This is a genomic window from Mesorhizobium sp. M1312 (assembly GCF_040318115.1).
Lineage (GTDB): Bacteria > Pseudomonadota > Alphaproteobacteria > Rhizobiales > Rhizobiaceae > Mesorhizobium.
In genome coordinates this window covers 49,692-75,176 of sequence record NZ_JAMYLQ010000011.1, presented here as the reverse complement: position 1 = coordinate 75,176, position 25,485 = coordinate 49,692, and the positions used below count along the sequence as shown (strand labels likewise).

The window sequence follows — 25,485 nt, the reverse complement described above, 5'->3', positions numbered from 1 at the left end:
ATGCAAGCGCGGAGGCAGGCGCCCCCACGCGAAAAGACTCAACCCTGACGCGCCTTGTAGCGCGGAGCGGTCTTGTTGATGATGTAAACGCGGCCCTTGCGGCGAACCAGCTGGTTGTCGCGATGACGCGCCTTGAGCGCCTTGAGGGAATTCTTGATCTTCATGGTCTTGCCCGTCGGTCTGGGCCCGGTCTTGGGCCGAATTATTAAGGCGCGCTCGGAAAGCGCGCCTCTCAACTTGTGCGTGGCTCATAAACGAGGAGCCTTGCCCGTGTCAACCGCAAGCATGCTTCATGGACGATGCTAGTGTGGCGGATTTGATTTCCTGCTCATCGGCGACATTAGGGCGGCCCAATCCGATCGCCTCAACGGTGCCGGCTCATTCGCGTAAAATGACCCATCTTGCGGCCGGGGCGCGCTTCGGCCTTGCCATAGAGATGCAGCATCAGATCGGGCTCGGCGAGCAAGGCCGGGACACGCAGGACGTCGTCGCCGATCAGGTTTTCCATGACGCAGTCGAAATGGCGGCCGGGATTTCCCAAGGGCAGGCCGGCGACGGCGCGAATGTGCTGCTCGAACTGCGAGACGATACAGGCGGCTTCCGTCCAGTGACCGGAATTGTGAACACGCGGGGCGATCTCATTGGCCAGCAGCGCGCCGTCGGCAAGGACAAAGAACTCGATGCCGATGACGCCGACATAGTCGAGTGCGGCAAGTATTTCTGCCGCCGCCGCCTGCGCCGCAGCGGCCGTTTCGGACCCTATCCTGGCCGGCAGGGTCGAGCTGTGCAGGATGCCGTCGCGGTGGACGTTTTCTGCCGGATCGTAGGCGGCGAGCGAACCGTCCATGCCGCGCGCCGCGATGACCGAAATCTCGCGTTCGAAGTCGACGAAGGATTCGAGGATCAGCGGCACGTTGCCCATCGCCTCGCAGGTGCCGGCAAAGCCGCCGGTTTCCATGTTGCGGAAGACGCGCTGGCCCTTGCCGTCATAGCCCATGCGCCGCGTCTTCAATATGCCGCTGCCGTCGAACTTTTTCAGCGCCGCGGTCAATTCGCCGTCATTGTCGACGGGACAGAAATCCGCGGTGGGAATGCCGATGCCGTTGAGGAATTTCTTCTCCGCCACCCGGTCCTGCGCCACTTCCAGTGCGCGCGCCGGCGGATGGACCGGAACCGTGACGGCAAGCGCGCTGGCGGCCACGACCGGAACGTTCTCGAACTCGTAGGTGACGACGGCGCTGACTGCAGCCAGTTCGGCGAGCGCGGCCGTATCATCGTAGGCAGCGGTGATCTGCCGGTTGGCGACCTGTGCCGCCGGGCAGTCCGGCTGCGGTTCCAGCACGACCGTGCGGTAGCCGAGGCGGGCGGCGGCCATGGCCAGCATGCGGCCGAGCTGGCCGCCGCCGATGATGCCGATGGTCGATTCCGCGGGCAGGCTCATGGCGTGTCCGTCGGCTCGGCGGCGACCTTGGCGGTCTGGGCGGCGCGCCAGGCATGAAGCCGGGCGGCGAGCTTTTCGTCGGTCAGCGCCAGCACGGCCGCAGCCAGGAGGGCGGCATTGATGGCGCCCGCCTTGCCGATGGCCAGCGTGCCGACCGGAATGCCGGCCGGCATCTGCACGATGGAGAGCAGCGAGTCCTGTCCGGAAAGCGCCTTCGATTCCACCGGCACGCCAAAAACGGGAAGTGGCGTCATCGCCGCCGTCATGCCGGGCAGGTGCGCCGCACCGCCGGCGCCGGCGATGATCACCCGAAAACCGGCCGCTTTGGCGCCCTTGGCGAAGTCATAGAGCCGGTCGGGGGTGCGATGAGCCGAGACGATCAGCCGCTTGTGCGGGATGCCCAGCGCCTCCAGCGTTTCGGCGGCGTGGCGCATCGTCGCCCAGTCGGACTGGCTGCCCATGATAATGGCGACGTCGGCGCGGTGATCGTCCAAGCTTCTGCTCCCGGCGGCAAAGGCGCGCATTAGCGGAATTCGGGATCGACGGCAAGGATACCATGCCTCTGTGCAGCATTCGGCCGGATGGCGCTGTCGTTACCTAATCCGGCCAGCGCAGGGCGCCGGCGCTATCCTTGCGGGCGGACTTCATCGCATCCGCCGGACGCTCGGCCGCGCTCAACACAGCCTGCAGGCGCTCGGCGACGATTTCCGCCTCGCCGGGATGAAGGTTGCACGGATCGAGGAAGAAGTGATCGCGCTCGACCTCGTGGTTGCGGACGATGATCGGGGGCGAGCCGGCCGCCAGCGCCGAGGCGAGGCCGGCGGCGCTGAAGCGGCTTTCCGGACGGACGAAAACCTGCAGGCGGTCGAGCGGATTGGCGGTCGGATCAGGGATGATCTCGACGCCGATACCGGGCAGCCCTTGCAATGCGTCCTTCCACAGATTGAGCGCCGCTTCTTCCCGCTTGCGGATGCCGGCATGGTCGCGCCGCTCCCAGGCCTCCAGTGCCGCCATGGTGCCGGCGATGCTTTCCTTGCCGACCTTCATCGCCCGAGCAACGCCACGATTCTGGAGATAGGCGGCCCGCACCATATCCTTGCGCCCGGTGACGATGCCGCTTGTCGGTCCGCTGAGGAATTTGTGCCCGCTATAGACGACGATGTCGGCGCCGCGTGCGAGAAAACCGCGCAAATCGTATTCGGAGGCGGCGTCGACGATCACCGGGAGGCCCTTGGCGTGGCAGATCTCGCAGAACTCCTCGAGCGAAAGCATGCCGTATTGCACGGTGTGATGGGCAACGACATAGAGGCCTGCCGCAGTGCGTTCGCGGATCGCCTCGCGTACGTGATAGTCCTGCGTCACGCTGACCGTGCCGGCCGGTACGGTCCTGGCCCCGGCAAGCCGGATCGACTGGTCATCGGCGCGCCATAATTGACGATGTGGCCGAGTTGGACGATGACCTCCGACTTGAGGCCCTCGGTGTCGTCCGGCAGCCGCTCGATCGCCAGAAGATTGGTGCCGGTCATCGTGCCGGCAATCGCCATGGTGATGCCGCTGGCGCAGCAAGCCGTGACGAAGCCGGCCTCGCCTCCTGTGAGGCGTGCGACGATCGTGCTTGCGGCGCGTTGCAGATCGTCCATCTCCACCCACTGCGAAGCGATCTCCGACATCGCAGCGATCGCTTCCGGGACGATGATCGAGGCGCCGAGCGCCGTCATCGTGCCGGAAACGTTGATGATCGGGCGAAGGCCGAGCCGTTGGCGGATTGTCGTGTTGGAGCCGTTTGCGGAATAGGTTTTCATCTCTAGAGATCCCATTGGTAGACTCAGGCGGCAATCTCGACGACCGCCTCGATTTCGACTGTGATGTTGCCCGGCAAAGAGCCGGCACCGATCGCCGAACGGGCGTGTCCGCCGATACTATCAAAGACAGCGGCGAAAAGGTCGGAGCAGCCGTTGACCACCTTCGGATGGTCGCTGAAGGTCGGGATCGCGTTGACGAAGCCAAGCAGCTTGACGACGCGCACGATGCGGCCGAGGTCGCCTGCCGCGGCATGCATAACGGCGAGCAGATTCAGGCCGGTGAGACGGGCATGCTTATAGGCCTCTTCCACCGTGACGTCCTCGCCCACCTTGCCGGTGCAAAGCGTACCGTCGCCGCGCAGCGGCCCTTGGCCGGAGAGGAAGATCAGCCGTCCGCTCTCGGCATGGGTAACGAAATTGGCGATCGGCGTCGGCGGCTCGGGCAGCGTCAGGCCCAATTCGGCGAGCCGGATGTAAGGCGTCATGAAAAGGCTCCTTGCGACAGCTTTCGCCGTCCGGTGTCAGAAATGCGAGGCACGAAACCGCGCCAGGAAGCTGCGAAGGCGTTCATTGTCGAACTCCGCCGCCAAGATCTCGGCGGGTGGTCCGACGGCACTGACGCCGCCATCCGCCATGAAAACGATGCGGCTCGATGCATCGCGCGCAAAGGCCATCTCGTGCGTGACCATCAGCATAGTCATGCCGTCTTCGGCCAGGCTGCGCACGACTTCGAGCACCTCGCCGACGAGTTCCGGATCGAGCGCGGAGGTTATCTCGTCGAGAAGCAGAATTTTCGGCTCCATCGCCACGGCGCGGGCGATGCCGACGCGCTGCTGCTGGCCGCCGGAAAGTTCGGCGGGCAGGCTGTCGGCCTTGTGGGCGAGGCCGACCCGGCCGAGCCAGTGCTCGGCAATGGCGCGGGCCTCGGTATTGCTCTTGCCGCGCACTTTGCGCAGGCCAAGCATGATGTTGCCGGCCGCCGTCAGATGCGGGAACAGGTTGAAACTCTGGAACACCATTCCGGTCTCGGCCCGCATCTTCGCCAAGTCGCGCTCGCTGCGGCGCTGGCGTGTTCCCGTCTCGCGGAAGCCGACCTCCTTGCCGTCGATGCGGATGGAGCCGCTGTCGTAGCTCTCCAGGAAGTTGACGCAGCGCAGCAGCGTGGTCTTGCCGCTGCCGGAAGGTCCGATGACAGTCACCACTTCGCCGCGTGTCACCTGCAGGCTGACGGAGCGCAGGACCGCGACGGATCCAAAGGATTTGGAAACCTCGGAGACATCGAGAAGCGCCGGATTGGCGGGCGGGGTGACGGACATCTTGTTATTCCCGGATGAATGAGAAACGCCCCTCCAACCGTCGGCTGGCCAGGGAGAGGGCGTAATTGACGGCGAAATAGATGACCGCGCCGAGGATGTAGAGCGGCATCGCTTCGTAGGTGCGGCCGATGACCTGGTTTATGGCGTGCATCAGGTCGGTGATGCCGAGCAGCGAGACCAGCGCGCTGCCCTTCACCGCATCGGTGACGCCATTGATCCAAGGCGGCAAGAAGCGCCTGAACGCTTGCGGGAAGATGACGTAAGCCAGGCGCTGGCGAAAGGTCAGCCCGATCGCCATCGCCGCTTCGGACTGCCCCTTCGGTATGGAACCGACCGCACCGCGCAGATATTCGATGACCTGCGCCGTCTTGAACAGCGTGAGCGCCAGCACGGCTGCCCAGAAGGATTCCAGATGGATGCCGACGGCAGGCAGGCCGTAATAGACGAAGAAGATGAGCACCAGGATCGGAATGCCGCGTATGGTATCGCTGAAAATGCGCACCGCCCAGCGCAGCGGAGCCGGGCCATAGACAAGCCCGACGCCCATCACCACACCGGCGACGAGTGACAACACCACGACCAGCAGCGACACCCATAGCGTCACGGCAAAACCTTGGGCCAGGAAGGGCAAGGCATAGGCGATCTGGCCAAGCATCTAGTGCGCCGCCCTGAACCGGCGCTCGACAAGCCGAAGCGCGTGAAGAAGCGCGTAGCCCGTGAAGAGGTACATCGCCGTCACCACAAGATAGACCTCGACGATGCGGAAGGTGTTGAAGTTGATCCACTGGGCGCCGTAGGTGAGCTCGGGCACCGAAATGACCGAGGCAACGGACGTGTCCTTGAACAGCGATAGGAACGTGTTGGAAAGCGCTGGCAGCGTTATCCGCAGCATCGTCGGCAGGCGCACATGGAGCAGCCTTTGCCATGGCGTCAGGCCGATCGCCTTACCGGCGTCGATCTGTCCGCGCGGAACCGCTTCGAGACCCGAGCGGAACACCTCGACCAGATAAGCGCCGCTATAGAGCGACAGTGTCGCAACGAACGAGGTCTGCGCGCTGTAGGCGATGTCGACCACCGTGGGCAGGCCGTAGAAGACGAGATAGACGAGCAGGATCAGCGGCACGTTGCGGATGAACTCGACATAGGCGGCGATTATGGACCGCACGACGCGCCCGGCCGACACGTACCAGACCGCCAGAAGCAGCCCGATGATGATGCCGATCGCGATGGAGATCACGGCCAGCTCGAGGCTGAGCAGCAGCCCGCCCCACAGCTTGTCGAAATGCCGCCAGATCAGGTTGAAGTTTAGGGTATAGCCCATGTGTCCCTGTCATATCCGAGGGCTGTCGACGAGAAGGAGGCGGAAGGGCGCGGCCCTTCCGCCGGCGTGCATCAGATGACCGGGAAGCCTGGATGGCGCGCCGGCGGCTCCTGTCCGAAATAGTCTTTGAATGCAGCGTCGTAGAGCGCCGTCTCATGGCCGAACATGGCGGTGGTGAAGGTCGTGTTGACGAAGGTCAGCCAGTCGAGGTCGCCTTGCCGAAGTGCGGCGCCATAAAGCATCGAGAACCAGCTCTTGCCGGCATCGAAGTATTTGTCCGGATTACGCGACGCGAGCCAGCGGACCGTCGACAGATCGACGGCGGCGGCGTCGACACGCTTCGATTCCAGTGCCTGCAGCACGTTGGCCTGCGTGTCTATCTGCATCACCTGCGCTTCCGGCAGGACAATGTGCACATTTGCTTCGGCATCGACATTCTGCAGGATGGAAATCCGCGTTGCCGAACCGCCGGCAAGCAGCTTGTCGACGGTCTTGTTTTCGGCATTCGGAAGGGTCAGCAAGGCGATGCCTTCGACGTAATAGGGCCGGGAGAAGTGGATCAGCTGCGAGCGCTGGGCGGTCATGGTCATGAACTGGATCGAGATGTCGACCTTGTTGGTGGTCACGTTGGGAATGCGCTGTGCCGGATCCTGCATGACGAATTCGACCTTGGTCGTATCGTCGAAAAGCCCCTTGGCAAGAATGCGCCCCATGGTGATGTCCATGCCGACCAGTTCGCCGGCATCGTTTTCGAAGTGCCAGGGCGCGTTGGTGCTGCCGGTGCCGACGATCACCTTGCCGCGCTCGAGAACGGTGCGCAGCAGACTGTCCGGTGCCGCTTGCGCCGCTGCCTTCTGAACATCGACTGTTGCCGCTGCGCCCACCACTCCGGCCGTTGCAAGCCCAGCCATTCCCAGTTTCAGAAATTCACGTCTTTTGGATGTGTCGTTCACGGCGACCTCCTTCGTGTTGGTGTTCCCCTTTGCCGATACATGCATCTGTGATCTGCTGGATTGTCTCTTACAAAAGACACATGTATCCTGTACAAGACAGATACTAACATCAGGAATCAGTAATGCAAGATGGCAATGCCTTCGCAGTTCGGCCGGACGCTGGTCCGGACGAAGATAAGATTTCGGGCTCCCGCGAGAAGGGTCTCAACCGGGTGCTCCATATCCTGGAGTTTCTTCACGCGAACCAGCGTGCGATCGGGATTGGCGATCTCGCCAAGGGAGTGAATGCGCCGCGCTCGACGATCTACACGCTCGTGCGCTCGCTCGTGGATGCGGGCCTGCTGGAAATGGCCGGCGACGGTAATCGGGTCTATTTCGGGAAGAAGCTTTATCTCTACGGAATGGATTATGTGCGCGGCAACGACCTGCTCAGGCGAGGGCGTCAGGAAGTCGACAACCTGTCGCGCGAGACAGGCGAGACCTCCGAATTGTGCATGCTGCAAAGCGGCCGCTACACGATTGTCCATTCCAGTCCAGGCACCAGGCCGTTCCGGATCAGTTCGGCCACAGGTCTGCAGATCCCGCTTCCCTGGACCGCTTCCGGGCGGTTGCTTCTCGCCGGTTTCGAAAGGGCGGTGATCGAAGACATGGTGTCCGAAGATGATCTCGTCCTGCCAGACGGCCGCAGATTGCTGCTGGACGACTTCATAGCTGATATCGCTACGGCTGGGGCTGCCGGCTACTGTGTAACCTCAGGTCTTGTCGACGCCTATACAAAATGCCTTGCCGCGCCGGTCTTTTCAGCTGCCGGCAAGGTCGAGGCGACGATGTGCCTGGTGGTTCCAATCGACACTTCCGAGGAGAAGACAGGCGAACTCATCGCCCTGCTGCGCGAACGCGCCGCAAGGCTTTCGATCACGGGATGAGCGGAATTTGTCGCGACCGTAAGTGGGATTCGCTCACGCGATGATGTCGGGGATGATTCGGTCTTCCAGCGCCATCAGCCGGTCTTTCAGGAAAAGTTTTTTCTTCTTCATGCGCTGGATCTGCAGAGGGTCGCAGTTCATGGCGATCATCGCGTTGATGGCCGCGTCGAAATCGGCGTGCTCCTGCTTCAGCCGAGAATATTCGAGGCGGATATCAGCCTGTTCCTGTTCGGACATTATCTACCGTCTGCACGTCTGCGGCGCCCAAAAATGGGCCTGATTGGGCGAGGCCGGAGGTATCTTGCACCGGCGCGCAGCCAATAACACATTTCGTATTGTCGTGGAATGCTACCACGCAGCATTCGACATCGGTGCCCGATAGTGGCACACTGTCATTATGCCGTCACAGAAGCGAACTTGCGGTGGACGCGCCTTGGCGGCTGCAATCGAGGAAACCATGAAAGGGAGAACCAATCATGTCTCTTGCATCCCATCTTGATGAGCTGCAGCGGAAACACGGCGACATCGAACGCGAAATCGATAATGCGATGAACCATCCATCGGTCGACGACCTCGAAATCGTGAATCTCAAGCGGCGCAAGCTGGCACTCAAGGACGAGATTGAGAAATTGAAGGCGAAACCGACCAAGCACTGACGCTCTTCTACAGCGCCGCGCGTCCTTTGGACGCGCAAAGGACGCTGTAGTACTTCTCATTTGGCGCATGATCCCCAGCGAAAATCGATTCCGATTTTCGGGATCATGCGGAGGGACAGCTCGCCCCTTTCGGCGCGCGACCATCTTTCCGGTGGCAGCCATGCCGCCGGAATTCCCTTTATTTTGTTCCAGCGATGGACACGACAAATGGTTGGCGCCGTCTTCCTGCCATCGATTTGGCAGGTCTGCCTGCCTGTCGCCATTGACAAGCCATCTTTGCTCCTCCACCTCATGCCCGGACCTTCTACAGCGCCGCGCCTCCTTTCGGACCCGCGAACGACGCTGTATTTTGATTTTTGCGCATGATTGTTTCCGGAACCGATTCCGGAATTCGGCGCTAACAAAGGGCAGCCGGCCATGACCGGATATTTTTCTTCTCCCTTCCCGCGCCGCACGTCGGTCGGTGTCGATGTCGGCGGCGTGATGGTCGGCGGGGGTGCCCCTGTCGTCGTTCAGTCGATGACCAACACCGACACCGCCGATGTCGACCAGACAGTCGCTCAGGTTGCGGCGCTGCATCGCGCCGGCTCCGAGATCGTGCGCATCACGGTCGACCGCGACGAGAGTGCTGCCGCCGTGCCCGCCATCCGCGAGCGGCTCGAACGGCTCGGCATCAACGTGCCGCTGGTCGGCGATTTCCACTATATCGGCCACAAGCTGCTCGCCGACCATCCCGCTTGCGCCGAGGCGCTGGCCAAATACCGCATAAATCCCGGCAATGTTGGCTTCAAGGACAAGAAGGATCGGCAGTTCGCGGCGATCGTCGAGATGGCGATCCGGTACGACAAGCCGGTGCGCATCGGCGTCAACTGGGGGTCGCTCGACCAGGAGCTTCTGACCCGGCTGATGGACGACAATCAGCGCCAGGGCTTTCCGCTGACCGCACAGGAAGTGACGCGCGAGGCGATCGTGCAGTCGGCGATCCTTTCGGCCGAAATGGCCGAGGAGATCGGCCTTGGCCGCGAGAAGATCATCCTGTCGGCCAAGGTCAGCGGCGTGCAGGATCTGATCGCCGTCTACACCGAGCTTGCCACCCGCTCCAACCACGCGCTGCATCTCGGCCTCACCGAGGCCGGCATGGGTTCGAAAGGCATCGTCGCCTCGTCCGCGGCGATGGGCATCCTGCTCCAGCAAGGCATTGGCGATACGATCCGCATCTCGCTGACACCGGAGCCGAACGGCGACCGCACCCGCGAGGTGCAGGTGTCGCAAGAACTCCTGCAGACCATGGGGTTCCGGCAGTTCGTGCCGATCGTCGCCGCCTGCCCCGGCTGCGGCCGCACGACCTCTACCGTGTTCCAGGAGCTCGCCCAGAATATTCAGGCGGATCTGCGCAAGAACATGCCGGTATGGCGTGAAAAATATCCCGGCGTCGAGAACCTCAAGGTCGCAGTGATGGGCTGCATCGTCAACGGTCCGGGTGAATCCAAGCATGCCGACATCGGCATTTCGCTGCCCGGCACCGGCGAGACGCCGACGGCGCCGGTGTTCGTCGATGGCAGGAAGGCGGCGACGCTGCGCGGCCCTACGATCGCCGCCGACTTCGAGAAAATGGTCGCCGACTATATCGAGCGGCGGTTTGGGCAACACGGCAAGGCCGCGGCGGAGTAGGTCGATGCGGCGCTTCCCCTGGGCGACGCCGGTCTTGTTTGGTGGATTGGTTCTGCTTTGTGGGCTGGGGTTGACGACAGCCCACGCCGATCCGCCGCGCTCCGCCAAGCAGAGGCTGCTCGACCGGGTTTGCAACCTGATCGAGGCTCATGCAGATCAAAACGGTCTGCCCAAGGATTTCTTTGCCCGGCTGATCTGGAAGGAAAGCCGCTTCGATCCAAACGCGGTCAGTCCGGTCGGCGCCGAAGGCATAGCCCAGTTCATGCCGGGCACCGCCAAGTTACGCGGCCTTGCCAATTCCTTCGATATCGAGCAGGCCATCCCGGCCTCGGCAAAATATCTCGCCGAAATGAAAACCGGCTTCGGCAATCTGGGCCTCGCCGCCGCCGCCTACAATGCCGGAGAAAACCGGGTATCGCGCTGGCTGAGTTCCGGTGGCTTCCTGCCGATGGAGACCGAAAACTACGTTCTGGACATTATGGGCGAGCCGGCCGACAGGTTCACCGACACCGCCTATGCCGGCACCATCCGGCCGCTTGACAAGAAGGCGAGCTTCGCGGTCGCCTGCCGCAGGCTGCCGGTCATCAAGTCCCAAACCGTGGCCATGGCGTCGATCAACATCAAGCCGTGGGGCGTGCAGGTGGCCGGCAATTTCCGCCGCGCCGCGGCGCTCAGTCAATGGAATGGTGTGAAGCGCCGGTTTCCGGCCTTGCTGAAGGGCCATGATCCGGTCGTAAGTCGGGTGCGCTCGCCGATCGGCAGGCGCGGCATCTATGCGGTCCGGATCGGCGCCGACTCCAAAGCCAAGGCCGACAACATCTGCCAGAAACTGCAAAGCGTCGGCGGTGCATGCATTGTCGTGCGGAATCGGTAAGGGCACCGACCGATTGGCCGCCAAACCGCCGAAGCTGTGCTTCACTTCACGAATTCTGCTGCTCCATGGCTCCAGCTATAGGTTTACCATGACCGACCGTCTCTATAGCGATCCCGACCTCGTCCAATTCTACGATATCGAGAACGAAGGCGGCGTGGACTTCGACTATTGCGTCGGCTTCGCCAAGGATGCCGGCTCGGTTCTCGACCTCGGCTGCGGCACTGGACAATTGGCCGCCGCGCTCGCCGACCGGCGCAGCGTGACCGGCGTCGATCCCGCGTCGGCGATGCTCGATATCGCCCGCCGCAGAGTCGGCGGGCAGAGGGTCGACTGGGTCGAGGCCGATGCGCGAAACGTCCGGCTCGGACGACGTTTCGATCTGGTGCTTTTGACCGGGCACGCCTTCCAGGTGTTTCTGACGCCAGAAGATCGAGAGGCGGTGCTTGCCACGATCGCCGCTCATCTGGCTCCGGCTGGGTGCTTCATCTTCGACACGCGAAATCCAGTCGCGCAGGAATGGGTCGAGTGGACGCCGGAACGGTCCCAACGGGAACTCAGTCATCCCCAATTGGGCACGGTAAGAGCGTGGAACGATTTCCGGCACGATCCCGCTACCGGTGTCGTCACTTACTCCACCCATTACGAAATTCCCGACAGCGGACGGGTGCTCAGCGCCGAATCGAAAATCGCCTTCCCGACAAAGGAAAGCCTTGCGCAGATGCTGGACCAGACCGGGCTGGTCGTCGAAGAGTGGCTCGGCAACTGGCGTGGCGAGCCATACGCTCTGACATCGCCCGAAATCATTCCGATCGGCCGGCTGCGCTAGCCCGGACGTTGCTCCTTGAGCGGTTCCCCATCCTCGACGTGACCGACTTGAGCACGCGGATAATCCGAAGGCATAACCGACCAATTGCGGCGCTGCGCTGGCGACGTGCCCATCGATGCAACTCGTGAGCATCGCGCAGATTTGGCTGTTCTGAACGCATTGCACCTCCTCGGCGGTATTTTGGATGCTGAGGAGGGAATCATATTATGTATCGCACGTGCCGATAATCGGTGATAATTTCCGTTCATCTGTGACGAATTGGAATAGATGGCATGGACCGGTCAGAAACGTTGGGTGTGTTCCTGTCGGTTGTCGAGGAAGGCGACTTCTCGGCAGCGGCACGCCGGCTGCGGATGAGCCCATCGGCTGTCAGCAAGATCATCGGGCGGCTTGAGTCCCGCCTTGGCGTGCGATTGGTGCAACGCTCGACGCGGCGGATCAGCTTGACGGCGGAAGGCAGCACCTATGCCGATAGCGCCCGCCGTATCCTGAACGACATCAAAGAGGCTGAAATCGCGATTCAACCCGGCGCAGAACCGCGCGGCCGGCTGCGCATCAGTCTTCCGAGCGCCTTCGGCCATCGTTTGATCGTGCCGATGTTACCGGCTTTCATCGAACGCTACCCGGCCATCGAGCTCGAGCTGATGTTCACAGATGCGATTGTCGACGTATTGGCTGAGGAAACGGACGTCGCCGTGCGCGTTGCCGCCCAGACCGATTCCAGGCTGGTGATGCGGCGGCTGGCGCCCAGTCACCGTGTCGTTTGCGCGTCAGCTCAGTATCTCGAAAAACACGGTATCCCGATGACGCCAGGCGATCTTCAACATCATACCTGTCTTGGCATCACATCACGCGGCGGCCTCAACATCTGGGAATTCGATGGCCCGGACGGTCCGCAAAGCATGCGTATCCGCAGCCCGATAGAGGCCAACAGCACGGAAGCCCTACGCCGGCTGGCGCTCGCCAGTGTCGGCATCATCCGCATGTCGGAGATATTGGTCGGACCGGATATCAGGATAGGCAGACTGACCGCATTGCTCACCGGATACAATCATCATGACGGACCGCCAATCTGCGCCGTCTATCCGCCTGGTCGAATCCTGGCGCCGCGTGTGCGCGTGTTCGTGGATTTCCTGGCCGAACAATTCGCCAACCCTCCGTGGCTACACGGCGCGCCGTAGGGCTGGAGTACAGTTTGGAACAGCATCAGCTGTTGCGGGCCGCCACGAATTCCGCGGCTTGCTTCAGAAGCATGGCGTCTTCGCCATAGGGATAAAGCAAGGCGTGGGCCTGGTCGACGAGGCCTTGAAGCTGGTCCCGCGCCCAGTTCGCGCCGTGCAGTGCCACCAGCGTTGCCTTGCCGGCGGCGGCATCCTTGCCGGTCGCCTTGCCCATCTGGTGCGCATTCGCCGTCAGATCGAGCAAATCGTCGGCAAGTTGAAAGGCAAGCCCGATCGCCGAGCCGAACTCCGCCAGTCTTTCACGGTCGGCCGCTGGCGCGCCGGCAAGGATTGCGCCCGCCTCGCATGCGAAGCGGATCAGTGCGCCGGTCTTCATTGCCTGAAGCCGGATGATACCGGCTTCGTCCGGCCTGATACGCTCGGCTTCGAGATCGAGCATCTGGCCGCCGACCATGCCACCGGCTCCGGCGGCGCGGGCCAGCGCCAGCACCAGCGCCGCCCGTCGCTCGGCCGGCAGCATAGTCGCTTCGTCGGCAATGATGTCGAAGGCGAGCGCCAGCAAGGCGTCGCCGGCGAGGATAGCGGTCGCCTCGTCGAAGGCCTTGTGCACGGTCGGCTGGCCACGGCGCAAATCGTCGTCGTCCATGGCCGGCAGATCGTCATGGATCAGCGAATAGCAATGCACGCATTCGAGCGCCGCCGCCACGCGCAGCGCCGCCTCGCCGTCGGCGGAAAACAGCGCGGCGCTTTCAATGACCAGGAAAGGGCGCAGGCGCTTGCCGCCGTTCAGCACGCCGTGGCGCATCGCCTCCATCAGACGTTGCGGCCGCGCGATCTCGCCTGAAAGCGGACAGTCGTCGAGCAGTCGCCTGAGCAGCGCCTCGACCGGACCTGTGCGCGCGACAAGCGCTGCCTCGAACGGCATTTGATCGTCTTTCGTCATGCCGGGGACGGGTAGCCGACACTCAGACGTTGCGCAAGAAGCCAAGCGCCATTATGCCGGGGGCAGGGAGCAGCATGGATTGAGCGGCTTGGCGGAACCGATCGTCGATCACGAAACCGAAGGGCTGGACATGGTGAGGCCGAAACGCGGCAACCGCACCGGTCTCAAACGTTGGCCCCGGCACTGGGTCCGGCGCGGTATCACCGTCGCCGTCGTGCTGGCGCTGATGCCCGTGGTGCTGACCTTTCTCTATCTGCCGCCGTTCGTGCATCCGGTATCGACACTGATGCTGAAGGATCTGGCGACGTTTTCCGGCTATGACCGGCGCTGGGTCTCGATCGACGATGTGGCGCCGGCGCTGGCGAATTCGGTCACCATGTCGGAGGACGGGCAGTTCTGTTTCCATCGCGGCATCGACCTTGGCGAGTTGAGGGGCGTCGTCGACGATGCGCTGGCCGGCGAGATGACGCGCGGCGCCTCGACCATCACCATGCAGACCGTGAAGAACCTCTATCTCTGGTCGCGGCCGCTGGGCTCGGTCCGGAAAGTCGTCGAACTGCCGCTGGCCGTCTATGTCGACATGGTGATGTCGAAACGGCGCATCATGGAAATCTATCTCAACATCGCCGAATGGGGGCCGGGCATCTATGGCATCGAGGCCGCCGCCCAGCACCATTTCGGGGTTTCGGCAAAACGATTGTCGCGTCGCCAGGCGGCGCTGCTTGCCGTCACCCTGCCGAACCCGATCGCACGCAACCCGGCGAAGCCCGGACCGGGGCTGAGACGGCTGGCCTCGCTGATCGAACGGCGCGCGGGCCGGTCCGGCGCCTATGTCGGCTGTCTGCGATAGTTTAAAAAAATTCGCGGCGGCGCTGGCCAAAACGGCGCAGGGCGTGTATAGGCACCCGACTTTCTCAGATTCCGGCCCCTGATGCGGCCCTTTCACGAGGGCAGCCGGGGCATTTTGACCATGTAATGGAGCATATCCATGGCCGTACCGAAACGAAAAACCTCTCCGTCGAAGCGCGGCATGCGCCGTTCGGCCGATGCCCTGAAGGCCCCGAGCTATGTCGAGGACAAGAATTCCGGCGAGATGCGCCGCCCGCACCATATCGACCTGAAGACCGGCATGTATCGCGGTCGCCAGGTTCTGGAGCCGAAGGAAAGCTGAGAACGCTTTCGACGGTTTTGTGACTCCCGAAGACCGGCCATTGCGCCGGTCTTTTTGCATTATGCGCGGATGATCGCCCATTTTCGAACAGCCCAGCAGCCGTGTCGGGTGGCAGCCGTGCCGGCTGGCACTGTTATTTCGCACGGTCTCTGTCCGTGTTTACGGTCGTGTACGAAATTTCTTGACGGCGAACGCCGGGCGCATACTACAGAAAGCTGTCCAACCGGAGCTTTCTGATGTTCGGTGCCATCCCGCTGCTGATCGTGCCCTTCGTCCTCTATAATCTCGGGCTTCTGGGAATATTCGGCGGCGGCGACGATCCTTGGGCAAGCGAAATGTTCTCGATCCGCATGATGTCGGGCGGAGTGTTCTCGATGACGCTCGGCGATCTGATCGTGCTGATCGGGCTGCTTCTCTTCTTCGTCGAAATCGTGAAATCGACGCGTACGACAAACGCCTCGATCATGGACCACCTGTTGTCGACCTTCGTCTTCGTGGCGTTCCTGGTCGAGTTCCTGCTGGTGAAGGGCGCGGCGCACTCGGTTTTCTTCACGCTGATGGTCATCGCACTGGTCGACGTACTGGCTGGCTTCTCGGTGTCGATGCGAGCGGCCACCCGTGACATAAACATGGGCTAGAGACCCGGCCTCAACAGCGCCGATGGTGGCGCCGGCCTCGCGCGGATCAGCACCCGCCGGTGACGAGCAGGACACGCCCGCGCCGGGACGTCGGAGACACGCCGGCGATTTCAGATGGGTTATCGAAGATTAGAGCGCAGTGCGACGCGCAAAGGACGGTCTGCAATTTGAATCGCGCAAGCGGAAACCGATTCCGGCTTCCAGCATTATGCGCTGCGAACCAGCCCTATTTTTTCTTGGCGCGCGCCGGCTTCTTCACCGGGGCAGCCGGCGCATTGGCGAGGTCTTCCGCTTCCTTGGCAAGGCGGAGCGCCTTCAGTTTGTTGGTCTTTATCTGGCGGGCGTCGCTCTCGGCGACATATTCCGCCATCGCCTTCTGGCGAACCGTGGCTGCCTCTTCCTGCTTCTTGAAACGCAAATCGGCCCGCGCGCGGGCAGTATCCTTAGAGTTCTCAACCAAGGGCTTTTCCAATCCCGTAAATTATAGTTTTCAACCCCTTTAATAGCAGAGCCGGCCTGCGATGGGGAAAATAAGTTGGTCAGGCACAGGGATCGCACGCGGCGCCCGGTGCCTTTCGGGCGACAACTGCCTTGTATCCGGCCTGCAAGGTGGCACGCACGGTGGCATCCGGCGGCGTGTCGGAAGGTGTGCCCAGATGTTCGTGGCGCAGCTCGTCCATGAACTTTTCCCACATCGGCGGACCGCCCTTCTCCAGAAGCTCGGCGCGGATCGAGAGCTCCTCGCTGACGGGCAGCCAGACACGACCCCAGGCGCCGAGATGCGCCAGGATCGGCACCAGCGTGATCGCCATTTCGGTCAGGCTGTAGATTGCCTTCTGCTTGTGGGTGGGATCGTCCGCCCTAGTCAGTATGCCGAGCTCCATCAGCCGCTTCAGCCGATCAGCGAGGATGTTGGACGCGATGCCTTCCAGAGACCCGTTGAGCAGGTCGCGAAAGTGGCGTTTGCCGCCGAAAATCATGTCGCGAAGGATGATCAGGCTCCACCGGTCGCCAAACACTTCAAGCGACAGGTTGATCGGGCACCCAGACCGGCGATCGATGCTCATGCGATTCTCCGACAGAAACCGGTTGCATTATTATATCAGTCTTATTATCGTGCAACTGATTGCCAAATGCAATCGGTTTTGCAGAGAGGAGATTGCGATAATGACAAAGGCAGCGGAACCGGAAATCGCGTCGCAGACGTTTGGTGATCCCGCGCATCCACCAATGCTGCTGATCATGGGCGCCATGGCTTCGATGCTCTGGTGGCCGGAGGCGTTCTGCCGGAAACTGGCCGGCAAGGGTCTGTTCGTGATCCGCTACGACAATCGCGATACAGGCCGTTCAACCAAGTATGCGCCGGGCGAACCGCCTTACACATTCGACGACATGGTGGACGACGCCATCCGCGTCCTCGACAGTTATGGCATCGCGAAAGCGCATGTGGTCGGCATGTCGATGGGCGGCATGATCGCGCAGCTTGTGGCGCTGAAATATCGGTTGCGGATCATCTCGCTTACGGCGATCAGCACTTCGCCAATCGGGATCGACACGTCGCATCTGCCAGGGACGACCGAAGCCTATATGAAGCATTCGGCCGAAGGCGCTGATGTCGACTGGTCGGACCGAGTCCAGGTGGTCGACTTCATCGTCAAGGACGCGCACGCGATCGCCGGCACAGCGCATCCCTTCGACGAGACGCGGACGAGGACGTTCGTCGAACAGGATTACGACCGATCCGGCGGCTTCTTGAGCGCGACCAATCATTTCATGCTCAAGAGCGGCGAAGATCGGGGCGGCGAGGACCGGAAGGGCCGTCTGCACGAATTGAAGGTTCCGCTCCTCGTTATCCACGGCACGGTGGATCCGGTCTTTCCGGTCGAGCATGGCGTTGCTCTCGCAGAGGCGGTTGCCGGCGCGAGGCTTGTCCGTATCGAAGGCGGCGGCCACGAACTCCATCCCGACGATTGGGCCGCAATCGTCGATGCCATCGTCACCCATAGCCAAGCCAGATAAGCGCGGAGCTGGACCTTGACACACCATCTCTGCGGGAATAGTTAAGTAATTGCTTCAGTGTTTGGCTGTCTGTAAACCATGCGGTGGCGAACCACCAAGGAACGAGCAAAACAATGTCCTTGACGATGCATCTCCATCCGCTGGCCTTCTTCTGCTGGAAGCGGCTGATCGCGCTCTATGAAAACGGCACGCCGTTCACTGTCATCATCGATTTCGGCAATGAACAGTTGCGCGCTACCACGACCGGTTGCTGCAACGGCCGTCGGTCGCTCGCGTGATCGAGGAAGCACAGCCCTATTTCAAGCTCTTCCCCTACAACAACGGCTAAGCCCGATGCTGCACGATACCGCCCAGCTCGACCTGATGTTCCAGGCGCTCGCCGACCCGGCGCGGCGGCACATGGTGGAGCGGCTGTCGCGCGGCCCCGCCTCGGTCAGCCAGTTGGCAGAGCCGCTGGCGATGTCGCTGTCGGCGGTCGTCCAACACCTGAACGTGCTGGTGACGAGCGGCCTCGTCCGCACCGAAAAGCTCGGCCGGGTGCGCACTTGCCAGCTCGAGCCGAAGGCGCTGAAGACCGCCGAACACTGGATCAACGAACGGCGCCTGAGCTGGGAACAGCGGCTCGACCGGCTCGGCGGCTTTCTTGCGGAAACCAAGGACGAAACCGAAGGAAACTGAGGAGGCCAACATGAGCGAACGCTCCGTCGTCCATTCGACCATAGTGCTCGAACGCAGCTACGACGCTTCGCCGGCGCGAGTGTTCGCCGCCTGGTCCGATCCCGCCGCATTGCAGCGCTGGGGCTCGCCCGGCGAGGGGTGGGAAAGCAGCATTGACCGCTTCGAGTTCCAGGTGGGCGGCATTGCGCTCAGCCGTTTCGGACCCAAGGGTGGCGAGAGTTATGTGAACGAGACGCGCTACCTCGACATCGTGCGCGACCAGCGCATCGTCTCGGCTGGCGGCATGACCAGCAGCGGCGAGCGTTTGTTTGTCGGGCTGCTGACAGTTGAATTCAGTCCAGAAGGCACAGGTTGCCGGCTGGTGATGACCGAGCAAGGCGCCTTTCTTGACGGCCATGATCAGCCCGAAAACCATCAGGCTGGCTGGAGCCAGATGCTCGACAATCTGCGGGTGGAATGCGCATGAGCGCCGCAGCCTGAGCCAAAGATCAGCAGAATCGGGAGGATAGAATGAAACTCTACTGCGGCATCGGTCCGAATTCCTATCGCGTCCGCATCTTCATGGCCGAGAAAGGCATCGACGTCCCGCGGGTCGATGTCGACCTCACAAAAGGCGAGCACAAGGCACCGCAATTCCTTGCGCTCAACTCACTCGGCCAGATTCCCGTGCTCGTGCTCGACGCCGGCACGGTGATCACCGAAAGCATTGCCATCTGCCGCTATCTGGAGGCGGTTCATCCGACGCCGGCACTGTTCGGCTCGGACGCGGTCAGCCAAGGCAAGGTCGAGATGTGGAACCGCCGCGCCGAGATCGAGATCTTCGGAACCATCGGCAGCATTGCCCTGCATTCCGATCCCATGTTTGCGGAGCGGCTTGTGCAGTTCCCGGCTTTCGCCGAAACCCAGCGCGAAGCCGTTCCGGCAAAGTGGGCGTGGCTTGACCGCGAGATCGCCGATGGCCGCCCGTTCATCGCCGGCGACCAGTACTCCGTCGCCGACATCACCGCCGCCGTCGCAGCCTGGCTTGGCGCATTCTTCGGAGCCGACATTCCGGACGCGCTCGTCAATGTCCATCATTGGCTCGACCGCGTTCAGAAACGTCCAAGCTGGAACGCTTAGCCCGATGCCTGACATTGTTTCAATGAGATGTGCGGCTCAACGCCAGCACCTGAATCCGGAGGAGCTTTCGCCATGCCTGTCAAAAGCAGATCGGATCTGATCCGCAGTTACTTCGCCGCCTACCAGGCCAACGACCGCAGCGTCATCGAGGCGGTGCTGACAGACGATTTCACCTTCACCAGCCCCTATGACAATGCCATCGACCGCGCGACCTACTTCGCGCGCTGCTGGCCGAACAGCACGCTGTTCAAGTCAGTCGCCGTCGAGAGGATTTGCGAGGACGGTAACGACGCCTTCGTTCGCTATCGCTGCGAAACGCTTGACGGCAAGGTTTTCCGCAACACCGAATTGCATTCGTTCCAGAACGGCAGACTGCACAGTGTCGAGGTCTATTTCGGTGCTGCCTACAAGGACGGCGTTTTCGTCCCGCAACAACCATCGAGCTAGCTCATCGGCCTGCCGAGGAGATATGACCGACGGCCATGATGTCCCTGCCACCCGCGAGCATGGCACGGGCGAGCTGCTCCATGCGCTTGGCGCGTCGCTGGCCGGGAGGTGACGGCGCATCTCAGCTTCCGGGGGAACCAAGCTGCTCTGCATCCCAGAACTGGTCGAGCCAGATGTTTAGCTTCAGGAAGCCGGCACTGCTGACCGTATAGACGCGCCTTGTCCCTTCCGGCTTGGCGTTGACCAGCCCGGCGTCGAGCAGCACTTTCAGATGCTGCGAAACAGCCGGGCGCGAGACCGGCAACCCGGCGGCCAGTTCGTTGACGGTCTTCGGGCCGCGCCGGAGCTCTTCCAAGAGATAGCGCCGGTTGGGATCGGCAATCGCCATGAAGGCGTCGGAAAACATCATGCCTTATTTGTGAGGCAAAGTTTTCCAAATCTCAACCGTTGGTTTCAGGCTTTCTGCGCGGATCGAGCCGCAAGGCTTCCGGCGTGATCGAGCGCTCGGCCGGTTGTGTCGTGAAGGCGTCGCGGTCTTCGATCGGCACCGGTGCGCGCCGGCTGATGCGCAGCAGCGTATAGCCCGCCAGGCAAAGATGCGCGAGGGCCGTTGCAAGGAACAGGCTTTCCGGCCGCATCCAACCCATCAGGCCGGCGGCCAGCAGCGGCCCGATCATCGTGCCGAAACCATAGAGCAGCAGCAGGCCGCCGGACACCTTGACGAAATCCTCCGCTCGGGCGTGGTCGTTGGCATGAGCCACAGCGATCGAATAGAGCGTGTAGGCGAAGGCGCCGTAGGCGGCGGTGCAGACGATGACGAAGACGCCGGAGCGCGGCTCGAACAGGAAAAGCGCGAGAGCGAACAGCGCGGCACCGAAGGCCAGGCCTGCCAGCACAAAGCGGCGGTCGGTCTTGTCGGAGAGACGCCCGGCCGGAAGTTGCATGGCGGCGCCAGCGACGACCACCAGGCTCATCATCAGCGCGATCTCGGCCGTGGAAATGCCGATGCGGGCGCCATAGACCGCGCCAAGCGTGCCCCAGGCGCCGTTGGCGACGCCGATCAAAACGCAGGCGATCGCCGACACCGGCGAATTGACATAGAGCCCCTTGACGTCGAGCGAGACGTCCTGCAGCGGCTTGGGATGCGAAGCCGTCGACACTGCGGTCGGAATGAGCGACAGGCAGAACAGGATACCGGTGATCATGAACAGCGAGGCCGACTTCACGTCACCGCCGGCAACGATCATCTGGCCGCCCATGATCGAGGCATAGGTGACCATCATGTAAAGCCCGAAGACGGCGCCGCGGTTCTCGTTGGTGGACTTCTCGTTCAGCCAGCTTTCGATGACCATGAAGGCGCCGGCCATGGTGAAGCCGGTGAAGGCGCGCAGCAGGATCCAGACATATTCGTCGATGATCAGGCCGGTGAGCAGTGCGACGATGGCTCCCGATGCCGCAAAGGCACCGAAAGCGCGTACGTGACCGGCCCGGCGCACGAGGCGCGGCGCAAAGAAGCAGCCGGTGACGAAGCCGCCGGCCCAGGCCGTGCCCATCAGGCCGAGCGATGCGGTCGAGAAACCTTCCAACTGGCCGCGCAGCGGCAACAACAGCCCGTGCAGTCCGGTCGCCGCCAGCAGGAAAGCGGTGCCGCGAAGCAGCGAGAGAATCGGTCGGTAGCTTGCAAACATTTAGCTGATCCGGCTGGAATCTGGGGTGGTCTGAAGACAGTCGCATTCGAGCTTTTCGGCGGCGGGCGCTTCGGCTCTGGAAACTATTCGCGGCGGAACAGCGCCTCGGCGGCTGATTTGGTAATGCTCTTGGTCTTGAGCTCGGCTTCGAGCCGGGCGATCTCGTCGCGCAAGATGGCGATCCGCTCGGACAGTTCATCGACGGAAAGCAGCGACAGGTCCTGCCCGATCTCACGCAGGCGCGCTTTCTTTTTGGGTTCGTCGTCGAAGATCGCCATCGTCGCTCCTCGCTCATGCGCAACAAATTAAACTGCTACAGCGCCGTTTGCGCGTCCAATCGCACGCCGGCGCTGCAGTGGCCATTTGCCTGATTTGGCAATCAGCATACATAGGGCAGGGGCATGGATGCAAACAGTCGGCGAGAAAACCGGCAGCCGGCAAGAAACTGGCGAAGCGAGACGGGAAAATTCATGGCGAGCGGACAGAACAAAATTCCGGCGAAGATGACGGCAATCGCGATCTCGGAACCCGGCGGACCGCGGGTGCTGAAACCGGAAACGCGCGACGTGCCCGTGCCCGGTCCCGGCGAAATCCTGATCCGGGTGCGCGCCGCCGGTATCAACCGGCCGGATGTGCAGCAGCGCAAGGGCGTCTATCCTCCGCCGCCCGGTGCGTCGGACCTGCCAGGCCTCGAAGCGTCAGGCGAAGTCGCGGCTCTTGGCGACGACATATCGCGCTGGCGCGTCGGCGACCGCGTCTGCGCGCTGACGCCCGGCGGCGGCTATGCCGAATACGTCAAGGTCCATGCCGGCAGCGTGCTGCCGCTGCCCGCCGGCTTTACCCACACCGAAGCAGCGGCGGTGCCGGAAAACTACTTCACCGTCTGGCATAATGTCTTCGAGCGCGGCGGCCTGAAGAGCGGCGAGACGCTGCTCGTCCATGGCGGCTCGTCCGGGATCGGCACCACGGCGATCCAACTCGCCTCGGCCTTCGGAGCCTATGTCATCACCACCGCCGGCAACCAGGAGAAGTGCGACGCCTGTCTTAAACTTGGCGCCGACCGCGCGATCAACTACCGCGAGGAGGACTTCGTCGCGGCGGTCAAGGACGCGACCGGCGGCAAGGGTGCCAACGTCATCCTCGATATGGTCGGCGGCGACTATGTGGCGCGAAACTACGAGGCCGCCGCGGTGGAAGGCCGCATCGTCCAGATCGCCACGCAGAGTGGGGCGGTGGCAAGCGCCGATTTCTCGAAGATGATGGTCAAGCGGCTCACCCACACCGGCTCGACGCTGCGGCCGCGCACCGTCGAATTCAAGGCGGCGATCGCCGCAGCACTGGAGGCGCAGGTGTGGCCGCTGCTCGGCACCCGCAAGCTAGCACCCGTCATGGACATGATCTTCCCGCTCAAGGAGGCGTGGCGGGCGCATGAGCGGATGGAAGATGGCGACCACATCGGCAAGATCGTGCTCGATGTCGGCTGACGGTCGGCAAACACGCTGAACAAACCCTTAATTGTGCAATGCAACAAACGCATTGCGGCCATGCAAAAGCGTCTGTTCAACTTTTCATCAACGATGCCTATTTGAGCGGCATCGAAACGATGGAGGACTACCATGAACCCGATCCGTGCTTTCCGTAACTGGCGCATGTACAATGAAACCGTGCGCGAACTGAACCGCCTGAACGCCCGTCAGCTCAATGACCTCGGCATCAACCGTGGTGACATCGAGAGGATCGCCCGCAAGGCGCTTTGATCTCGATCTGATCTCGCCCGAAAGCATCAAGCCGCTTTTCGCGAAGTGGTGCTTCGGTCCGAGATCAGCTTTAGAAGCCAGAGCCGCAGCAGACGGGTTTCCCGTCGCCGGTTCCGAGCCCGCTGGACCCTGTCCGGCGGGTTTTGTCGTTTTGAAGTCCGTGCAGCAGCAGCTGCGATGATCGATCGGTGCCACGAAGGCGCCGCCGGCAAGATGCTGCAAAAAGCTCCACGCCCCCAGCGGCGCAACACTCCCACAAACTTCTGCATTCTCCGGTCCTGCAGCCATGCTGCCCGCTCATCCCAGCCTCCGTTCGCTGGTGATCAAACCGGACAACTCATCTGCTACCTAATTCGGACAACTCATCTGCTTACGACAGGACCTTCCAAAAGCGTTGCGAAACGGCAACGGAGTGGTTATATACGCAGCGAATTTCCCATTTTGGTGGCTCTAAAACCACCGCCCGCGCGGGAACGCGGGCGAACGAGAAGGATATCTCATAATGGCCAATACGCTGCTGATGCCCAAGGCGACCGCCGTCTGGCTGGTCGACAATACCGCGCTCTCCTTCGAGCAGATCGCGCAGTTCTGCGGGCTGCATCCGCTCGAGGTCAAGGCGATCGCCGACGGCGAATCGGCGCAGGGCATCAAGGGCATGGACCCGATCATGACCGGCCAACTGACCCGCGACGAGATCGCACGCGCCGAGAAGGACCCGAACCATCGGCTGAAGCTGTCAGACCCCAAGGTGCGGGTGCCGGAATCCAAGCGCAAGGGTCCGCGCTACACGCCGCTGTCGAAGCGCCAGGACCGGCCCAACGCCATCCTCTGGCTGGTGCGTAATCATCCCGAGCTGAAGGACGCGCAGATCGCGCGCCTCGTCGGCACCACCAAGTCGACGATCGATCAGATCCGTGACAGGAAGCACTGGAACTCGGCCAATCTGCAGCCGATGGATCCGGTGACATTGGGTCTCGCCTCGCAGATCGACCTCGACATGGAAGTCAACCGCGCCTCGCGTGGCCGCGAGCAGGCACAGCCGGCCGGCGACACCCTGCTGCCGGCGGCATTGACCGAGCGCCTCGTGCCGGCAGCGGAGAAGCCAAAGGACGAGGATGCGGAACTCGACGCCAACGCCGTCTTCGCCAAGCTTTCGGCGCTGAAGTCGAAGGACAAGGACGAGGAAGCGGACGACGAGTAAGCCAACGTCCGTCGCCGGCAAACAACCCCATAGCCCTCATCAAAAAGCCCGCTTTCGAGCGGGCTTTTTTCTTAGTATCAGGTTCGCGCGGCCCGGTCCGGCGCCATGCCGTAGTCCTCGCTTCGCTCCACCGCACGGTAGAAATCGGCGAGCTGCTTGCCGCGCTCCGGCTTGAAGACGCGGCCGGCGATGACCACCGAAGCGATGCGGTCGATGCGGAAAGCGCGAAAATCGTCGCGCATCTCGCACCAGGCGACCAGCGTCCACACCTTGCCCCAGAACCACAGGCCCAATGGTCTGATGTCGCGCGCGGTGCTGCGACCTGCTTCGTCGGAGTAGTCGATGGTCAGCACCTGGCGTTTTTCCACCGCGCGCTCGATCAAGTCGATTGCTTCGCGGGCGGCGTCGCTCACCACCCACATCGGCGTGTGGATCTCGGTGCGGGCGATGCGGTCCTTTTCGGCATCGGGCAGCACGGCGCCGATCTTGACCAGCGCCTCGTCGGCGGCCCGCGCCATGGCAGCCCCGCCAAACGCGCGCACCATGCGGGCGCCGGCGACCAGCGCGACGATCTCGTCACGCGTGAACATCAGCGGCGGAAGGTCGAAACCCTCCCTCATCATGTATCCGACGCCGGCCTCGCCGTCGATCGGCACTCCGGTCGACTGCAGGTCGGCGATGTCGCGGTAGATGGTTCGCTCGGAAACCTCGAGCCACGTACCCAGCTTCTGAGCGGTGACCAGCCGGCCACCGCGCAGATGCTGCACGATCTGGAAGAGCCTGTCGGCGCGACGCATCGTATGGTCCCTCGGTGTTGTTTCTATGCATGTCGTTTTCCCAAAACCGGTTCGCACTTT

General features: G+C 62.4%; 33 protein-coding genes and 2 pseudogenes. 18 read left to right on the top strand and 17 right to left on the bottom strand.

Annotation, left to right across the window (positions count from 1 at the left end):
- Nucleotides 1-38: 38 nt before the first annotated feature.
- From ykgO to NKH36_RS15155, 9 genes and pseudogenes are all read right to left on the bottom strand, one after another.
- Nucleotides 39-164: a type B 50S ribosomal protein L36 gene (gene ykgO / locus NKH36_RS15195; protein WP_006327841.1), complete on the bottom strand. Its 126-nt coding sequence runs from the start codon at nt 162-164 to the stop codon at nt 39-41.
- Nucleotides 165-364: 200 nt separating this feature from the next.
- Nucleotides 365-1,441 carry a 5-(carboxyamino)imidazole ribonucleotide synthase gene (locus NKH36_RS15190; RefSeq protein WP_352962986.1) on the bottom strand — a complete coding sequence of 359 codons (1,077 nt, stop codon included), beginning with the start codon at nt 1,439-1,441 and terminating at the stop codon, nt 365-367.
- Entirely contained in the window at nt 1,438-1,935 is a 498-nt protein-coding gene (purE, locus tag NKH36_RS15185) for a 5-(carboxyamino)imidazole ribonucleotide mutase (RefSeq protein WP_352962983.1), read from the bottom strand. Before purE ends, NKH36_RS15190 begins: the two co-directional genes overlap by 4 nt.
- Nucleotides 1,936-2,038: 103 nt before the next feature.
- Nucleotides 2,039-3,243: pseudogene (locus tag NKH36_RS15180) on the bottom strand (aminotransferase class V-fold PLP-dependent enzyme).
- Nucleotides 3,244-3,266: 23 nt separating this feature from the next.
- On the bottom strand, nt 3,267-3,728 hold the full coding sequence (locus NKH36_RS15175; RefSeq protein ID WP_352962980.1) for a RidA family protein: 462 nt from the start codon (nt 3,726-3,728) through the stop codon (nt 3,267-3,269).
- A 36-nt stretch (nt 3,729-3,764) separates the two neighbouring features.
- Nucleotides 3,765-4,559, bottom strand: a complete 795-nt coding sequence (locus tag NKH36_RS15170) for an amino acid ABC transporter ATP-binding protein (protein WP_352962977.1) — start codon at nt 4,557-4,559, stop codon at nt 3,765-3,767.
- Between the two features lie 4 nt (nt 4,560-4,563).
- Nucleotides 4,564-5,214: an amino acid ABC transporter permease gene (locus NKH36_RS15165; protein WP_352962976.1), complete on the bottom strand. Its 651-nt coding sequence runs from the start codon at nt 5,212-5,214 to the stop codon at nt 4,564-4,566.
- Nucleotides 5,215-5,880 carry an amino acid ABC transporter permease gene (locus tag NKH36_RS15160; protein ID WP_352962973.1) on the bottom strand — a complete coding sequence of 222 codons (666 nt, stop codon included), beginning with the start codon at nt 5,878-5,880 and terminating at the stop codon, nt 5,215-5,217. It lies immediately after the preceding gene.
- Between the two features lie 71 nt (nt 5,881-5,951).
- Complete coding sequence (locus tag NKH36_RS15155; protein ID WP_352962971.1) at nt 5,952-6,833, bottom strand: transporter substrate-binding protein; 882 nt, start codon at nt 6,831-6,833, stop codon at nt 5,952-5,954.
- A 122-nt stretch (nt 6,834-6,955) separates the two neighbouring features.
- On the opposite strand from NKH36_RS15155, the gene NKH36_RS15150 reads away from it, so the two are divergent.
- The gene (locus NKH36_RS15150; protein ID WP_352962968.1) at nt 6,956-7,759 is read left to right on the top strand and encodes an IclR family transcriptional regulator; all 804 of its coding nucleotides are present in this window, start codon (nt 6,956-6,958) and stop codon (nt 7,757-7,759) included.
- Nucleotides 7,760-7,792: 33 nt separating this feature from the next.
- On the opposite strand, the gene NKH36_RS15145 is transcribed toward NKH36_RS15150, so the two are convergent.
- Nucleotides 7,793-7,996 carry a YdcH family protein gene (locus tag NKH36_RS15145; protein ID WP_077380473.1) on the bottom strand — a complete coding sequence of 68 codons (204 nt, stop codon included), beginning with the start codon at nt 7,994-7,996 and terminating at the stop codon, nt 7,793-7,795.
- Nucleotides 7,997-8,235: 239 nt separating this feature from the next.
- On the opposite strand from NKH36_RS15145, the gene NKH36_RS15140 reads away from it, so the two are divergent.
- The 5 genes from NKH36_RS15140 (at nt 8,236) to NKH36_RS15120 (ending at nt 12,967) form a co-directional block, all read left to right on the top strand.
- The gene (locus tag NKH36_RS15140) at nt 8,236-8,415 is read left to right on the top strand and encodes a YdcH family protein (RefSeq protein ID WP_352962966.1); all 180 of its coding nucleotides are present in this window, start codon (nt 8,236-8,238) and stop codon (nt 8,413-8,415) included.
- Nucleotides 8,416-8,832: 417 nt separating this feature from the next.
- Entirely contained in the window at nt 8,833-10,086 is a 1,254-nt protein-coding gene (ispG, locus tag NKH36_RS15135) for a flavodoxin-dependent (E)-4-hydroxy-3-methylbut-2-enyl-diphosphate synthase (protein ID WP_352962963.1), read from the top strand.
- Nucleotides 10,087-10,090: 4 nt separating this feature from the next.
- Entirely contained in the window at nt 10,091-10,960 is an 870-nt protein-coding gene (locus NKH36_RS15130) for a lytic transglycosylase domain-containing protein (protein ID WP_352962960.1), read from the top strand.
- An 88-nt stretch (nt 10,961-11,048) separates the two neighbouring features.
- Nucleotides 11,049-11,786, top strand: coding sequence for a class I SAM-dependent methyltransferase (locus tag NKH36_RS15125; RefSeq protein WP_352962957.1), 738 nt, complete (start codon nt 11,049-11,051; stop codon nt 11,784-11,786).
- Between the two features lie 272 nt (nt 11,787-12,058).
- Nucleotides 12,059-12,967: a LysR family transcriptional regulator gene (locus NKH36_RS15120; RefSeq protein WP_352962954.1), complete on the top strand. Its 909-nt coding sequence runs from the start codon at nt 12,059-12,061 to the stop codon at nt 12,965-12,967.
- A gap of 25 nt (nt 12,968-12,992) precedes the next feature.
- Here NKH36_RS15120 and NKH36_RS15115 read toward each other — a convergent pair whose 3' ends face one another.
- On the bottom strand, nt 12,993-13,910 hold the full coding sequence (locus NKH36_RS15115) for a polyprenyl synthetase family protein (protein WP_352962951.1): 918 nt from the start codon (nt 13,908-13,910) through the stop codon (nt 12,993-12,995).
- Between the two features lie 79 nt (nt 13,911-13,989).
- Between NKH36_RS15115 and NKH36_RS15110 the strand changes: the two genes are divergently transcribed.
- From NKH36_RS15110 to NKH36_RS15100, 3 genes are all read left to right on the top strand, one after another.
- On the top strand, nt 13,990-14,760 hold the full coding sequence (locus NKH36_RS15110) for a biosynthetic peptidoglycan transglycosylase (RefSeq protein ID WP_352962948.1): 771 nt from the start codon (nt 13,990-13,992) through the stop codon (nt 14,758-14,760).
- Between the two features lie 138 nt (nt 14,761-14,898).
- Nucleotides 14,899-15,081 (top strand): 50S ribosomal protein L32, encoded by a 183-nt coding sequence (gene rpmF / locus NKH36_RS15105; protein ID WP_274626899.1) that lies wholly within the window; start codon nt 14,899-14,901, stop codon nt 15,079-15,081.
- 236 nt (nt 15,082-15,317) lie between these two features.
- Nucleotides 15,318-15,719, top strand: coding sequence for a hypothetical protein (locus NKH36_RS15100; RefSeq protein ID WP_352962945.1), 402 nt, complete (start codon nt 15,318-15,320; stop codon nt 15,717-15,719).
- A 226-nt stretch (nt 15,720-15,945) separates the two neighbouring features.
- Here NKH36_RS15100 and NKH36_RS15095 read toward each other — a convergent pair whose 3' ends face one another.
- A complete protein-coding gene (locus NKH36_RS15095; RefSeq protein ID WP_352962943.1) occupies nt 15,946-16,179 on the bottom strand; it encodes a hypothetical protein in 234 nt (77 codons plus the stop codon).
- 79 nt (nt 16,180-16,258) lie between these two features.
- On the bottom strand, nt 16,259-16,786 hold the full coding sequence (locus tag NKH36_RS15090; protein ID WP_352962940.1) for a winged helix-turn-helix transcriptional regulator: 528 nt from the start codon (nt 16,784-16,786) through the stop codon (nt 16,259-16,261).
- Nucleotides 16,787-16,886: 100 nt separating this feature from the next.
- Here NKH36_RS15090 and NKH36_RS15085 point away from each other — a divergent pair, with 100 nt between their 5' ends.
- The 6 genes and pseudogenes from NKH36_RS15085 to NKH36_RS15060 all read left to right on the top strand — a co-directional run bounded on the left by NKH36_RS15085 (nt 16,887) and on the right by NKH36_RS15060 (nt 19,982).
- Nucleotides 16,887-17,738, top strand: a complete 852-nt coding sequence (locus NKH36_RS15085; protein ID WP_352962938.1) for an alpha/beta fold hydrolase — start codon at nt 16,887-16,889, stop codon at nt 17,736-17,738.
- Between the two features lie 113 nt (nt 17,739-17,851).
- Nucleotides 17,852-17,974 (top strand): annotated as a pseudogene (locus NKH36_RS15080) (glutathione S-transferase family protein); the annotation flags it as partial.
- Between the two features lie 97 nt (nt 17,975-18,071).
- The gene (locus tag NKH36_RS15075) at nt 18,072-18,416 is read left to right on the top strand and encodes an ArsR/SmtB family transcription factor (protein ID WP_352962936.1); all 345 of its coding nucleotides are present in this window, start codon (nt 18,072-18,074) and stop codon (nt 18,414-18,416) included.
- Nucleotides 18,417-18,426: 10 nt separating this feature from the next.
- The gene (locus NKH36_RS15070) at nt 18,427-18,882 is read left to right on the top strand and encodes an SRPBCC family protein (protein ID WP_352962933.1); all 456 of its coding nucleotides are present in this window, start codon (nt 18,427-18,429) and stop codon (nt 18,880-18,882) included.
- Between the two features lie 44 nt (nt 18,883-18,926).
- A complete protein-coding gene (locus NKH36_RS15065) occupies nt 18,927-19,535 on the top strand; it encodes a glutathione S-transferase family protein (protein ID WP_352962930.1) in 609 nt (202 codons plus the stop codon).
- 72 nt (nt 19,536-19,607) lie between these two features.
- On the top strand, nt 19,608-19,982 hold the full coding sequence (locus NKH36_RS15060) for a nuclear transport factor 2 family protein (RefSeq protein ID WP_352962927.1): 375 nt from the start codon (nt 19,608-19,610) through the stop codon (nt 19,980-19,982).
- A gap of 121 nt (nt 19,983-20,103) precedes the next feature.
- Here the strand turns inward: NKH36_RS15060 and NKH36_RS15055 are convergent, their stop codons facing one another.
- From NKH36_RS15055 to NKH36_RS15045, 3 genes are all read right to left on the bottom strand, one after another.
- Nucleotides 20,104-20,391, bottom strand: a complete 288-nt coding sequence (locus NKH36_RS15055) for an ArsR/SmtB family transcription factor (RefSeq protein ID WP_352952093.1) — start codon at nt 20,389-20,391, stop codon at nt 20,104-20,106.
- A 31-nt stretch (nt 20,392-20,422) separates the two neighbouring features.
- On the bottom strand, nt 20,423-21,670 hold the full coding sequence (locus NKH36_RS15050) for an MFS transporter (RefSeq protein WP_292512199.1): 1,248 nt from the start codon (nt 21,668-21,670) through the stop codon (nt 20,423-20,425).
- A gap of 83 nt (nt 21,671-21,753) precedes the next feature.
- Complete coding sequence (locus tag NKH36_RS15045) at nt 21,754-21,948, bottom strand: DUF1192 domain-containing protein (protein WP_352962924.1); 195 nt, start codon at nt 21,946-21,948, stop codon at nt 21,754-21,756.
- A 192-nt stretch (nt 21,949-22,140) separates the two neighbouring features.
- Here NKH36_RS15045 and NKH36_RS15040 point away from each other — a divergent pair, with 192 nt between their 5' ends.
- The 3 genes from NKH36_RS15040 to NKH36_RS15030 all read left to right on the top strand — a co-directional run bounded on the left by NKH36_RS15040 (nt 22,141) and on the right by NKH36_RS15030 (nt 24,628).
- A complete protein-coding gene (locus NKH36_RS15040; RefSeq protein WP_352962662.1) occupies nt 22,141-23,154 on the top strand; it encodes an NAD(P)H-quinone oxidoreductase in 1,014 nt (337 codons plus the stop codon).
- Between the two features lie 132 nt (nt 23,155-23,286).
- Entirely contained in the window at nt 23,287-23,427 is a 141-nt protein-coding gene (locus NKH36_RS15035; RefSeq protein ID WP_065011316.1) for a DUF1127 domain-containing protein, read from the top strand.
- A gap of 502 nt (nt 23,428-23,929) precedes the next feature.
- Nucleotides 23,930-24,628, top strand: coding sequence for a DUF1013 domain-containing protein (locus NKH36_RS15030; protein WP_352962665.1), 699 nt, complete (start codon nt 23,930-23,932; stop codon nt 24,626-24,628).
- A 77-nt stretch (nt 24,629-24,705) separates the two neighbouring features.
- On the opposite strand, the gene NKH36_RS15025 is transcribed toward NKH36_RS15030, so the two are convergent.
- Nucleotides 24,706-25,425: a helix-turn-helix transcriptional regulator gene (locus NKH36_RS15025; RefSeq protein WP_095487267.1), complete on the bottom strand. Its 720-nt coding sequence runs from the start codon at nt 25,423-25,425 to the stop codon at nt 24,706-24,708.
- Nucleotides 25,426-25,485: the final 60 nt, after the last annotated feature.